We start from the raw sequence: 12,996 nt of genomic DNA, 5'->3' as shown, positions 1-12,996 counted from the left end.
TTTAATTATTATTCAGTTATTATTACATAATTACCAATACAATTTCAAGGTAAATACTAAGTGTTACTATCATACTATAGATAAATTATAGCATAATAATATATCTAATAAGGTTAAGATATGAAATAAATGATTTTAATGTATCTTTATGGTAAAATATAACAAATTAGTAAACTGTAAATCAAAGTATATGGAGGTGCTTATAATGTTTGCAGTAGGATTTATTGTTATATCCGCAATTGCCCTTTTCATTTTAAGTATATTGTTATTTAATGGAAAAGCAAGTATGCTATTAGCAGGGTATAATACTATGAGTGATAAAGAGAAAGCTAGATATGATAAAAAAAAATTATGTAGAAGTTCTAGCATTGTTATTTTTATTGTATCTATAATGTTGTTTATTATGGCATTCCTTGGTTATAGAGTAGAGAGTGGACAAATGGGTGAAAAAGAAATGCTTCCATTTGCTGTGATATTTATAATCGTTATACTTGCTAGTGTGTTTTTCAATATCTATTATTCTAATAAGAAATGTAAAAAATAATATTTAGTAAGCTAAGCAGTTAATTAAAGATTAACTGCTTTTTATGTTTATTCTATAATATATTAGTATATAATAAGGAAATATTAATATATAGTTAGGTAAAACTTGATAAAATAAAAATAGATGTACTATCAATTTACATTTTATATCAAATTTATTTATAATAAAAACTGAAATTAACATAACATATGTAATGTATGTTTTTAAAATTTGATATATTTTGTTTTATAGTACATCTATTTTAATAAGTTTACATAATTTTATTATATTGTACAATATTAATCATTTATTAGTACTCCATTTAATGAAAAAGTTCTAGGTTCAGTAATTCTAACCATAACTAATTTCCCAATTAAATCATCATTTCCGCCTTCGAAATTTACAAGTTTATTTTGTCTAGTTCTACCAGCAAGTTTATTTTCATTATTTTTACTTCTTCCTTCAACTAAAACTTCAACTATTCTATTTTTATATCCATTATTTATATCTGCTGAAATCCTATTTACAGCTTCTAACACTCTATTAAATCTCTCATGTTTTATTTCTTCTGGTATTTGATTTTCCATTTTGGCAGCAGGTGTTCCCTGTCTTTTGGAATAAATAAACGTAAAAGCTGAATCATATTTTACTTTTTCAATTACATCTAAAGTATCTAATAAATCTTCTTCTGTTTCTCCTGGAAAACCTATCATTAAATCTGTTGAAAAAGCAATGTCTGGTACTTCTTTTTTAGCCTTTTTTATTATTTCTAAATAATATTCTTTTGTATAATGTCTATTCATTTTTTTCAAAAGACTACTACTTCCACATTGTATTGGTAAGTGTAAAAATTCACATACCTTATCACAGTCTCTAATTGCATATATTACTTCATCAGATATATCTTTGGGATGAGATGTCATAAATCTAACCCTTTCAATTCCTTCTATATCATTTACTTTTCTTAGAAGTTCTGCAAATGTAACTGGATTTTCAAGTGTCTTACCATAAGAGTCAACATTTTGTCCGAGTAAAGTTATTTCTTTTGTTCCATTTGCTACAAGTTCTTTTATCTCATCAATTATATCTTCAGGTGTTCTACTTCTTTCTCTGCCTCTTGTATATGGAACTATACAGTATGTGCAGAAATTATTGCATCCATACATTATATTTACAAATGCTTTTAATTCAAATTTTCTATTACTTCTAAGCCCTTCTATTACCTCTCCATCTACATCCCAAACATCTACCAACATTTTGTCAGAATCCATTGACTCTGTAAGTAATTGTGGAAATTTATATAGATTATGTGTTCCAAATATAAGGTCTACATGTTTGTATTTTTTCCTTAGTTCTTCTACAACATGTGGTTGTTGCATCATACACCCACATACAGCTATTTTCATATTTGGATTTTTTCCTTTTAAATGCTTTAATTGTCCTAAGTTGCCATATACTTTTAGTTCTGCATTTTCTCTAACTGCACATGTGTTATATATTATTAAATCACTTTCTTCAACCATCATTGACATTTTGTATCCCATTTCTTCTAGCATTGAACATAATTTTTCTGAATCATGTTCATTCATTTGGCATCCAAAGGTTTGAGTAAACACGAGTTTTCTCTTTCCAGTTCTGTTGAAGTATTCTTCATTTTGTCTGTGTATTTGTTCTATATATTTATCTTGTTCTTGTATTTTCTCTATAGGTATTGTTACTTGTTTTCTTTTGCTCACTTCTATTCCTCCTAGTTAATTTCTTATATTACACATAACCTTAATTATATCAAATAAGAAAAATCTTTTAAAGATATTATTATTTTTATATGTGTGTTTTGATAATAATTTAGATATAGTATATTGCTAAAAAATAAAAAAAGATGTTTTAATTTTTAATTTAAAACATCTTTCTTATATTAAAATGACCTATTTCCTACTGAATTATAATTAAACCTATTTATTCTCAATCAAATAACAATTATTTAGTATTAAATATTGTCCTTCCTCAACTGTTATATATCTGTTTCCTGAGAAAACATCATTAGTAACTATTCCATCCACATCACCCAAGCTATCATCTCTAACTTCATAATATGCATCAGAAGAATTTGAAACTATAGTATATTCTCCAGCAGGAATTTCTAGTCCAATTTTGTACATACCATTTCCAAATTTGCCATTCTTGGCCTTTTGAACTTTAGCATACTTGGCTAATATCATTGTTGAATCCTCAATTTTAATATACTGCCCATTCTCTAAAGTTATGTATCTAGTTCCACTAAAAATATCATTTGAAAGTATACTATCAGCATTTCCTGTACTATCACTTGTAACTTCATAATAAGAAGCATAACTTCCTGAATTTGAAGTTATTAAGTATTCCCCTGCTGATATATCTTTTCCAACCTTATACATACCAGCTTTTATAGTCTTTGTAGTTGGCTTAGCATCATCTTTTATAATTCCAGTATTAATATCTCCAAGTCCATTTGTTACATTTAGACATTGTTGAATTATAGTTGAATTTATATACCCTATAGAAGTTATCTTTTTAGCATTCTTTAAGACGCTTTTATTACTGCCATTATCAACTAATACCATTGGACTATTTTTTGATAAAGATGAACCTACAAGAGCATTTGTTAATTCATATGCTCCAGCTATATAAAAATCTTTAGCATCTTTGTAAAATTTATCTATTATTGCTTTATTAGTTTCAAAGCGAGTACTTCCTCCCAATCTAGTAGATTTAGTCTTGTTTACTAAAGTAGTACTCATTGAAGATGTTCCACCTATTACATAAGATTTTAAGCCACTAGTTGAAAAAGGTATACTTCGCCCATTAGTAAGAATTATTGGTGTACTATCTCTTGCAGCTACAGATGCAATACTTATAGCATCAGCTTCTCCTTTATATGCATTTGTTAACATTACAGTGTCAACTTTTTTTATTGAGTTTATTTCTTTTGCAACATTATAACTTGTTTTTATTCTGTCACTTCCCTGAATTCTTACAACTTTTATATTTTTAGCTTTTAATGAATTTTCTACAGCTGTACTTATAGAATATGTTCCTCCAATTATATAAACTTTTGATACATTTTTTAATCTTGCAGATGTCTCAGTTGGTATAGTATTTTTTTCAGTTAATAATATAGGTGCATTTAAAGCTCCTGCTAATCCACTTGCACTTAGACCATCTGCTATAGAATTATTAGTATTAATTAGTATAGCAGTCTTATATGCATTTTCATCTGCTACATTACCTGCAATTTCATACTTATTATTTCCTTGTATCTTCTCTACAGATGATATTGCATTTACTAGTTGAATATTTGCAAATGCAAAAGAAATACTCAAAGTCAATGTTAACATTCTTTTACAGAATTTCATAATAAAATTATCCCCCTCATAATAAATTTTTAATATATGAATACATTCTCTTAATTAGGTTATGTACTTAACAAACTTATGTAAAATCGTAAACTACATTAGATTGTATTACTAATAATCACCAATGCAATTATTCATATAAATATAATTGTATTTACATTTATATTAAAAATCAACTAGATTTATATAAATACTTATAATTTTATTTTTATTCTTAATATTTTTTTTATTATGTTATTTTAATAGATTTATTTTTCTTTTTTAAGTATATAGATATATTTCTCAAAATATTCTATTTCTATTATAGTTACACATATTTTATTTGGCTAAAGTATTATTTAAATTTAGAATTTTCTATTTTATATTAAAAACATATTTTACAGGTATAGTTTTATAAGTTTTAACTAAATTTCATTTTATATTACGAACTATATATTTTTTTCCTAATCAAATTTAAATAAGTTTTTCACAAAAAATATGCTTTTATTATATTTTTTAGAAATTTATAAATGGAAATATATACAGATTAAATTAAGTAGAAATTTTAGTATATTTAAATAGCTGATAAATCAGAGAAGATTAATATACAAATTTATCTTGAAAAAACAAATTAAAATAAATTTTATATTTAATAACTACAAATGAGATACATATAAGAAGATTAACATAGGTATGATAATTTATCTGTTAGGTTGAAGATATATTACTATTATATAAATATTTTATTAAAAACAAAAAAATATAATGCTAAATCTTTAAATAATATAAGAATAGAGTAGATATAACTACTCTATTCTTATATTGCTTGATTATTATAATAGTTTATAAAGTAAAGTATTATTTCATATTTAAGCTTGATAACTAACTCTTCTTATTGATAGGCTAACAATCTTGAATAAAAATAGTCCTGCAACTAAATTTATTAAAACAGCTGGTAATACTACTGCTAAAAATAAAGCTGTAAATGAAGCACCTGGAAGACCAACTATAGTTTGAGCTGCTAATAAGAAAATTGTTCCACTTACAAGTGTTCCTATTGGCATTATGATTGTAACTACTATAGTATCTTGCGCCTTTTTAGCTAATCTTTTTATAAAAGGCATTTTATAACTAATGTTCATTAATAAAAATACTACATTTGCTGTAAGAGTTTTATCTATTACATTAGGAATTTGACCTCCTGGAAAACTTGATGTAAGAGCTGTAAATATTCCTGTTACTATACCTGCTATTAAACAAGTTTTATAATCATCTCTATTTAAAACTAATATTACAAATAACATTGCTAGTGGTATATCTGGTTTCATTGGTAGTCCTATAGCTGGTGTAATTTGATGTATCAATAATCCCATCGCTAAAAGTATTGCATTTAAAGTTAATTTTTTTGTATTTGTTTTCATTTTTGTATTTCCTCCTATTTTTTTAATTTTCAATTTATTTTTTTGCCAATTTATTATATCATCATCTTTAACGCTGGAAATTCATAACATCTTTTTCACCACCTTCTATATTTAAATTTTTCAGTAAAATAAAAAACTCCGTCCTAAACTAATAGGACGGAGATTATCCGCGTTGCCACCTAAATTATATAAAAACTAATACAAAATTTAATTTTTATATATCTCATTATCAGGTACTTACATACCTTATTCGCTATAACGTGCGACTGACGATAAAGTCTACTCTCAAAACTATGATTTCAATTTACTCCTCTAAGGGCCATTCATTAAATTTTTTCTTGCTAAGATTCCACCATCCTCAGCTCTCTATAATGAACCTAAATTTAACTACTCTTCCTTTTCATAGGATTTAATTTACTTTATTAAATTTTGTCGTTGAAATAATAATATTATTTTTTCTAAAAAATGTCAATATGTTTTTATAAATTTCAAAATATATTTTTCCTAAAAAATAGTAAAATAAGATTATGTATTTCTTTTTATATCCAAAATCCTGTGAATAATTCCTTTGATAACCTGTTTTTTTTGCTCTAATTCTTTCTCTGTTAATTCAGTTAGTGAGTCTTGATGTAATATTGCAAATGATGAATAAAGAACAGCATTTGCAAGCTCTAAATCCGTTTCAATTGCACAACTCCCAATCTCACCTTTATCACGCATATAGTTTATATATTTTGCTATATGAGGAACTAAACTTTTTAAAGTTAATTGATTGAGTGCAATTTGCATACTCCAATGAAATTTACCTAATTTAAATGTCTTATACTTTAAAAGAGTTTTTTGTAATAACTCAAATACCACATCGATTTTAAGATTATTTGGTATACAATCATCATATAAAACATCAGAAAAACTTTTTCCATACTGAGCTAGAAATAATTTTATAACTTCATTGAATATTTCATCTTTTGATTTAAAATAGTGATAAAACATACCAACTTCACCACCAACACTATCTAAAATCATTCTTATAGAAGTATTTTCATACCCATATTCTAAAAACAAATTAAGTGCATTCCCAATAAGTTCATCTCGTTTACCACCATTTAATATTCGTTTTCGTGCCATTTTTGTATCTCCTTTTAAACAGAATATCATTCTGCTTAAATTATATCATGCTATAAAATAAACATCAATAATTAGCAAAACGCTATTCTTTAAATTACTATCTAATGAAGAACAAAATCATAACAATATAATTCCAACTAAACTATAAAATAGTTATTCATAAAAAAACTTAAAATAAGATGAAAAGCAATATTGTATATAATACAATAAAATCATATAATACAACTATGTAATTTTTATTCTTGTATTTAATAAAATTTCTTCTTCTTTCTTCTAATAAATATTATCCCAATTAAAACTATAACAATAAATACAACTATTACTGAAAGTATCAATTTTGAAAGAATATTATATCTTCCTATGCTTTGACTTTTATGTTTATCTAAATTTCTATGTCCATAATTTTTAGTTCTTATAGTTCTTTTCTTCAAATTAACTCTACTTTTTCTAGATTTACTACGTTTATGCTTACTTTTAGATTTAATAGTTTTAAATCTAGTATTATTAGATTTAATAGTTTTAAATCTAGTATTATTAGATTTAATAGTTTTAAATCTAGTATTATTAGATTTATAATTTTCTTGTGCTGAAGAAATGTATACACTAGAATCAATAATAGCTTCAGCTTCAACTTGCAATGGATTTATAGTGCTAATTATAAGCAAAAAAGATATAGCTATTCCAATCAATGTTTTCTTTTTTTTCATATTTTCCCCCTCATAAAAATCTTATATCTAGTTTATTATAATATATATAAAACTAAAAATTACAAAATTTTTCAAATTTCTTATATCTTTTCTTATCTTTAATATTATTTTTATCCTATCAACTTTCTTTTTTATTAAAATTTTCTAAATCAATCTCAATTTATGGCACCTAAAATACAAATCATAAGTTAAATCTATTTTCAATTAAATCTTCGATTTACAATTAAAATGACCTAGTTAATTTATTATATTTAATATTATAATAAGTTTTTTTACAAAAGAAAAAGAATCCCATGAATAGGATTCTTTTTCTAAAATTTATTAGTATATTTAAAGCTTACTAGTATCCAATTATGATAAACTTAAACATTCTTCTATATATTGACTATATACATATCCAGAATATTTTTTTCCATTTCTATCAATATTAACCCTTGCCCATTTGCCAACACTATAACATACTTCAACTTTAAAACCATCAGGAATTGTAGTTATAATTCTAGAGTCTAATGTTCTATCATTTCTAAGTTCTAGACTTAAGCCATTCGTTCTTATATTTCCTACATAATTCTTTTTTCTATTTTTTACTATACCATTACTATTGCTTTTAGCATTACTTAATTTTTCTAAATATTTATAAAGTAACCAACCTTTGTCATAATTACTTTCAACTTCTGCCCATATTCCATCGACACATTTTAACTTAACAATTTTACCTTCTGGTATACTTTTCAACTTCATACTATTTATGTCTGGTCTTTCTCTTAAATTTAATTTAATTTTAGTCTTAAAATTGATGCTAGATTCGCCAAAACTTTTCAACATTAATTCAGATATCATCTTAAGCCCTCCTCTTGCCAAATATTAAGTTATTAAAAATATATAACTTTAAAAAATACTTTCAACAAAAAGAATTATTATCTTTTTGGCAACTGGCTGACATGACCTTTATTATATAAAGATTTTAGTCCCTATAGCTTTGCGTCATTAGATTTATCTAATATTGCCTATATCTGAATAATAACATAATTTAAACAATTTAAAAATAATATTACATCAAATTTTATATTAATTAAATATAAATTAAATTTTTAATTAATAATAACCAAAAAATATCTTTATATTTATTAATTTAATTATTCTTCTTCATAATTCATCTAAAAAATAGTAATTTGTATATGATATCACTACTTTTAACAAATCTTTTTCAATAAATATTAATATATAAAAATAATCGATAATTTTTTACATCCTTAATTAATATAAAAAATTAATGATTAATAAAAACCTAAAAATAATTTGTATTAATTATTCTCTTTTTAAAATTTTTACTACTCTATCTATGCTAAATCCTCTCTACGCACTTTATCATAAGATGTATATATTTTACTTTTTAAATGACTTGACAAACTAATGATATTATAATATTATCATTATAGACCGACGGTCAGTTTGATATTTATGTTTATATAACTACTAAAAAAATTCTAAAATATTTAATACAAAATTTTTAAGAAATGAGGATTATTTATGCTAAAAAGAATATTATTAAAAGATTTAACACGAAATAAAGTAGTAACAATTACTCTATTTATTTTTATTTTACTTGCATCAATGCTAGTATCTAGTTCAATAAATATCATTATAGAGCTAACTAATTCAATGACTTCCTTGTTTCAAAAATCTCATACACCACATTATGTCCAAATGTATTCTGGGAAATTACAACAAAAAGAAATTGATAAGTTCTCATCTAAAACTCCATATATAAAAAAACAGCAAACTTCTGAACTCCTAAATATAAATGGAGCTAATATTTTTCTAGGAAATAAAGTAGAAAATCAAGCTAATAGTGTACTAGAAAATAGTTTTACAAAACAAAACGATAAATTTGATTTTTTATTAGATATGGACAATCAAATAATGCAAATAAAAGATGGAGAAATAGGTGTCCCTGTATATTATATGAAACAATCCAATTTGAAAATTGGAGATACTATAAAAATTATTAATGGTAATTTCTTTATGGAATTTACAATAAAAGATTTTATACGTGACTCACAAATGAACCCTTCACTTGTTACTTCAAAGCGTTTTTTAATCAGTGACAATGATTGGAACACGTTAAAATCTAATATAGGAGAAAGCGAATATTTAATTGAATTTATATTAGATGATATAAATAAAATTAGTGAGTTTGAAACGTTATATCAATCAACTAAGCTCCCTCAAACAGGTACATCAGTGACTTATTCTATTTACAAATTACTAAATTCTTTGTCTGATGGGATTGTAATTACTATTATCATCTTAATTAGTATTCTTCTTATTACAATTTCTATTTTATGTTTACGATTTACTTTAATTACAACGATTGAAGAAGATTATCGAGAAATTGGTGTTATGAAGGCCATTGGTATTCAAAATGGTAACATCCAAAACTTATATTTAATAAAATACTTGTTAATTGCATCTTTTGCAAGTTTTCTTGGTTACATACTCTCATTATTTATAGGCCCTCTTTTTACAAAAAATATTTACATTTATATGGGAGCCATAGACAAAACCATTTTTAGTATTCTCGTTCCATTTATAGGTTCAGTTCTTGTATTTTTAAGTGTTGTATTCTTTTGTAAAGTTATACTTAAAAAATTCAAAAAAATATCAGTAATTAATGCATTAAGAGGTAACCGTTCTACTAACTCTGTAAAATATGGATTCAGTTTTCAAATACACAAAAATAAAATAACAAATACTAACATACTTTTAGGATTAAACGAAGTGTTTAAAAAAATTACAGTCTATGGATTGCTTTGTTTTGTATATACGATTTGTATTTTTATTATGATTGTCCCAACTAATTTTTTAAATACTATTAAATCACCTGAATTTATCACTTATATGGGTGCTGGCAAGAGTGATATTCGTATTGATTTGCCTCAAACAAAACAAACTAAGCATCTTTTTAATTCTATACTAGAAAAAATTAGTGTTGACAATGATGTTAAAAAGTATGCATCCTTTACAACAAGTTCATATAAAATAAAAAATAAAGATGGCAAAATAGAAAATATTAAAATAGAAAATGGAAACTTTAGAACTTTCCCACTGACATATGTAAAAGGTTCTGCACCAATGAAAGAAAATGAAATTGCATTGTCTGTCATAAATGCAAATGAACTAGAAAAAAGCATTGGAGATAATTTATCAATTTTCTTAAAAGATAAAGAGTTGATTTTGACTGTTAGTGGAATATATCAAGACATTACCTATGGTGGTAAGACTGCAAAAGCTATGCTACCATCTAGTGAAGATAACATACTATGGCATATTGTAAATTTAAATTTAAAGCCTGGAGTCAATGTAGCAGATAAATTAAAGCAGTATAGCATAAATTATTACCCTGCTAAGATTACTGATATGAATAATTATACAAGTCAAACATTAGGTTCTGTTATCAGCCAATTAAGACTTGTTATAAAATTAGCTGTTGTTATATCTATTGCAATTTCTTCACTAATTACCGCGATGTTCTTTAAAATGCTCATTGCTAAGGATACGCCACAAGCAGCAATTATGTTTAGCTTAGGATTTTCTACTAAAGATATACGCATTCAATACATTACTAGAGCTTTATTGATACTTATAATTGGAACTGTTTTAGGAGTCATTATGGCAAATACACTTGGACAAAAAATATCTGGATTACTACTTTCTGGTATCTCAAATCTCCAGTTTGTAATAAATCCATTAATTGTATATGTGCTTTATCCATCAGTTTTAATTCTCACAGTATTAACTACAATTATAGTAATTAGTAGAGCAATTAATAAAATAAAAATTATGTCTATTATAGAATAAGGGGTATGTTATGAATAATATTATAGAAGCTAAAAAAATTATTAAAGAGTATACTATTGGTAAAGGAAATGTACAACAAGTTTTGAAAGGAATAGATTTGTCAATTCAACATGGTGAATTTATATCTATTATGGGTTCTTCTGGCTCTGGTAAATCAACACTACTACATAACATAAGTGGAATGGATAAATTAACTTCTGGTACAGTCAAATTTTCGGGTGAAATGATTTCTAATCTGTCAGAAGAAGCATTATCAAAACTTCGATTAAAAAATATGGGATTTATATTTCAACAAAGTAATTTACTTAAAAATTTAAATATATTTGATAACATAATTATTTCTGCTTACTTAAGTAAAGAAAAAAATCGTCAAATAATCAATGAACAAGCAACAAAACTTATGGAAAAAATGAACATTCTAGAAATAAAAGATAAAGATATTACTCAAGTCTCTGGAGGTCAACTTCAAAGAGCTTCCATATGTCGTGCTTTAATTAATAATCCGAAAATTTTATTTGGAGATGAGCCCACAGGTGCACTTAACTCCAAGTTAACAAATGAAGTAATGGATATTCTTATAGATATTAATCAATTAGGTACAGCTATTATGCTTGTAACTCATGATGTAAAAGTAGCAATAAAAACAGAACGAGTACTATTTATGTCTGATGGTATGATTGTTGGGGAAATTAAATTAGGTAAATTTAATAATCATGATTCAAAATACCGAGAAAATAAACTGATGAGTTGGCTATCAGAGTTAGGTTTTTAATTTTACTAAACTATTCACTTTATGTACTTTAAAGCTAATGACTTATTCAATGTTTGATGCTAAAATATAATTAATAAAATTTAATTATAGGTGATTGCATTATGAATATTACTAAAGGCATAACTTTACTCTTAACATTATCAATTGTAATATCAGTAGTAGGATGTTCCCCAAAAGAAAGTGCTAGTGAAGTAGCAAAACAATATATTGATAGAGTGAACTCTGGTGACTATGAAACAGCATATAGTTTATTAAGTAAAGATAGCAAGAAAAAAATTAGTCTAGAAAATCTTGAAGAATTTCAAGATATTTTAATTGAAACAAAAAGAATAATTAACTATAAAATAGGTAAAGAAAAAACTATAAAAACATATAACTATGGTGGAAAAGAATATAAAAATGTTGTTAAATTAGAAGAATCTTTTAATATAAAAAATCTTCTTTATAAAAAAGATGAATCTTTAAAGGTAAATAGATATTTTGTAGTTGAAAATAATAAGTATAAACTCTTGTTATATGAAGATTTTAAAAAAGAATTTGGAATTAATAGTATGGATTTTGCTCAACTTAAACTTGATGATCATGGGCTGAAAATATTTAAAGAAGTCGAAGTCATACTAAAAAAAGCTATTACTATTAATCCTACTGATTCAGACCTTTATTATGCACAAGCGTGTAATTACATGCGTTTCGATGGATACCCTGATTATCCAGATGCAACATACAATGCTTTGAATTCAATTAATAAATCTTTAAAGTATCTAGATAAAAAGGACGCGGACTATAAAAAAAATGCAAGCAATGTATATAACTTAAAAGGTGTTATACTCATGTTTCATAAAAAATTTGATGAAGCTCAACAATATTTAAATAAAGCGTTATACTTTAATAAAGATAATAAAGATCCTAAACTCAATCTCGATACACTAAAAAATAAACTACAATAAGTATTTAATTTTTAGTTATATGCTATATAAAGTATTTCTATATATTGTTTACGGTTAAAGCATAATTTCTTTAAAATTAATTACAATTTTAAACTACAAAGACTTATTGCTATATAAATATTAATCTATAACAATAAGTTTTTTATTTAAATAGAAAATGAAATTGCTAAAACTTAGTTATAGAAATTCAAACTAAAAATCTTAATAAATTTTCAATTATATTATTTAATAAGATATTAACTAAATTCACATATCTAAATCTAAAC

At 24.6% G+C, this 12,996-nt stretch carries 10 protein-coding genes, 1 riboswitch and 1 other annotated feature; of the genes, 4 read left to right on the top strand and 6 right to left on the bottom strand.

Translation table 11 applies throughout. From position 1 onward, the window contains the following. The first annotated feature begins 205 nt into the window (after positions 1 to 205). A complete protein-coding gene (locus Q3304_RS12625; protein ID WP_231300842.1) occupies positions 206 to 544 on the top strand; it encodes a DUF3784 domain-containing protein in 339 nt (112 codons plus the stop codon). Between the two features lie 278 nt (positions 545 to 822). On the opposite strand, the gene miaB is transcribed toward Q3304_RS12625, so the two are convergent. From miaB to Q3304_RS12595, 6 genes are all read right to left on the bottom strand, one after another. Further along, positions 823 to 2,259, bottom strand: coding sequence for a tRNA (N6-isopentenyl adenosine(37)-C2)-methylthiotransferase MiaB (gene miaB / locus Q3304_RS12620; RefSeq protein ID WP_407815252.1), 1,437 nt, complete (start codon positions 2,257 to 2,259; stop codon positions 823 to 825). Between the two features lie 216 nt (positions 2,260 to 2,475). Further along, the gene (locus tag Q3304_RS12615) at positions 2,476 to 3,915 is read right to left on the bottom strand and encodes a cell wall-binding repeat-containing protein (protein ID WP_054270411.1); all 1,440 of its coding nucleotides are present in this window, start codon (positions 3,913 to 3,915) and stop codon (positions 2,476 to 2,478) included. A gap of 848 nt (positions 3,916 to 4,763) precedes the next feature. Further along, on the bottom strand, positions 4,764 to 5,315 hold the full coding sequence (locus tag Q3304_RS12610) for a tryptophan transporter (RefSeq protein ID WP_407815300.1): 552 nt from the start codon (positions 5,313 to 5,315) through the stop codon (positions 4,764 to 4,766). A 149-nt stretch (positions 5,316 to 5,464) separates the two neighbouring features. Next, positions 5,465 to 5,728 (bottom strand) — a binding site (T-box leader). A gap of 112 nt (positions 5,729 to 5,840) precedes the next feature. Then, positions 5,841 to 6,443 carry a TetR/AcrR family transcriptional regulator gene (locus tag Q3304_RS12605; RefSeq protein ID WP_407815298.1) on the bottom strand — a complete coding sequence of 201 codons (603 nt, stop codon included), beginning with the start codon at positions 6,441 to 6,443 and terminating at the stop codon, positions 5,841 to 5,843. Positions 6,444 to 6,691: 248 nt separating this feature from the next. Further along, the gene (locus Q3304_RS12600; protein ID WP_407815297.1) at positions 6,692 to 7,150 is read right to left on the bottom strand and encodes a hypothetical protein; all 459 of its coding nucleotides are present in this window, start codon (positions 7,148 to 7,150) and stop codon (positions 6,692 to 6,694) included. A gap of 351 nt (positions 7,151 to 7,501) precedes the next feature. Further along, positions 7,502 to 7,990: an SH3 domain-containing protein gene (locus Q3304_RS12595; protein ID WP_054270415.1), complete on the bottom strand. Its 489-nt coding sequence runs from the start codon at positions 7,988 to 7,990 to the stop codon at positions 7,502 to 7,504. An 84-nt stretch (positions 7,991 to 8,074) separates the two neighbouring features. Further along, positions 8,075 to 8,168: riboswitch (cyclic di-GMP riboswitch) on the bottom strand. A 512-nt stretch (positions 8,169 to 8,680) separates the two neighbouring features. Here Q3304_RS12595 and Q3304_RS12590 point away from each other — a divergent pair. From Q3304_RS12590 to Q3304_RS12580, 3 genes are all read left to right on the top strand, one after another. Further along, on the top strand, positions 8,681 to 11,011 hold the full coding sequence (locus Q3304_RS12590) for an FtsX-like permease family protein (RefSeq protein WP_407815079.1): 2,331 nt from the start codon (positions 8,681 to 8,683) through the stop codon (positions 11,009 to 11,011). 10 nt (positions 11,012 to 11,021) lie between these two features. Continuing rightward, positions 11,022 to 11,783: an ABC transporter ATP-binding protein gene (locus Q3304_RS12585; protein ID WP_407815080.1), complete on the top strand. Its 762-nt coding sequence runs from the start codon at positions 11,022 to 11,024 to the stop codon at positions 11,781 to 11,783. Positions 11,784 to 11,884: 101 nt separating this feature from the next. Further along, a complete protein-coding gene (locus tag Q3304_RS12580) occupies positions 11,885 to 12,730 on the top strand; it encodes an NTF2-like N-terminal transpeptidase domain-containing protein (RefSeq protein WP_054270418.1) in 846 nt (281 codons plus the stop codon). Positions 12,731 to 12,996: the final 266 nt, after the last annotated feature.

This window comes from Clostridioides sp. GD02377 (assembly GCF_045899875.1).
Lineage (GTDB): Bacteria > Bacillota > Clostridia > Peptostreptococcales > Peptostreptococcaceae > Clostridioides > Clostridioides difficile_A.
Note: the sequence above shows the minus strand (reverse complement) of the source record. Positions and strands in the feature narration are given on the sequence as shown.

Coding starts and splice junctions, on each gene's coding strand:
- Q3304_RS12625 (WP_231300842.1), top strand. CDS start 206: ATGTTTGCAGTAGGATTTATTGTTATATCCGCAATTGCCCTTTTCATT.
- Q3304_RS12615 (WP_054270411.1), bottom strand. CDS start 3,915: ATGAAATTCTGTAAAAGAATGTTAACATTGACTTTGAGTATTTCTTTT.
- Q3304_RS12610 (WP_407815300.1), bottom strand. CDS start 5,315: ATGAAAACAAATACAAAAAAATTAACTTTAAATGCAATACTTTTAGCG.
- Q3304_RS12605 (WP_407815298.1), bottom strand. CDS start 6,443: ATGGCACGAAAACGAATATTAAATGGTGGTAAACGAGATGAACTTATT.
- Q3304_RS12600 (WP_407815297.1), bottom strand. CDS start 7,150: ATGAAAAAAAAGAAAACATTGATTGGAATAGCTATATCTTTTTTGCTT.
- Q3304_RS12595 (WP_054270415.1), bottom strand. CDS start 7,990: ATGATATCTGAATTAATGTTGAAAAGTTTTGGCGAATCTAGCATCAAT.
- Q3304_RS12590 (WP_407815079.1), top strand. CDS start 8,681: ATGCTAAAAAGAATATTATTAAAAGATTTAACACGAAATAAAGTAGTA.
- Q3304_RS12585 (WP_407815080.1), top strand. CDS start 11,022: ATGAATAATATTATAGAAGCTAAAAAAATTATTAAAGAGTATACTATT.
- Q3304_RS12580 (WP_054270418.1), top strand. CDS start 11,885: ATGAATATTACTAAAGGCATAACTTTACTCTTAACATTATCAATTGTA.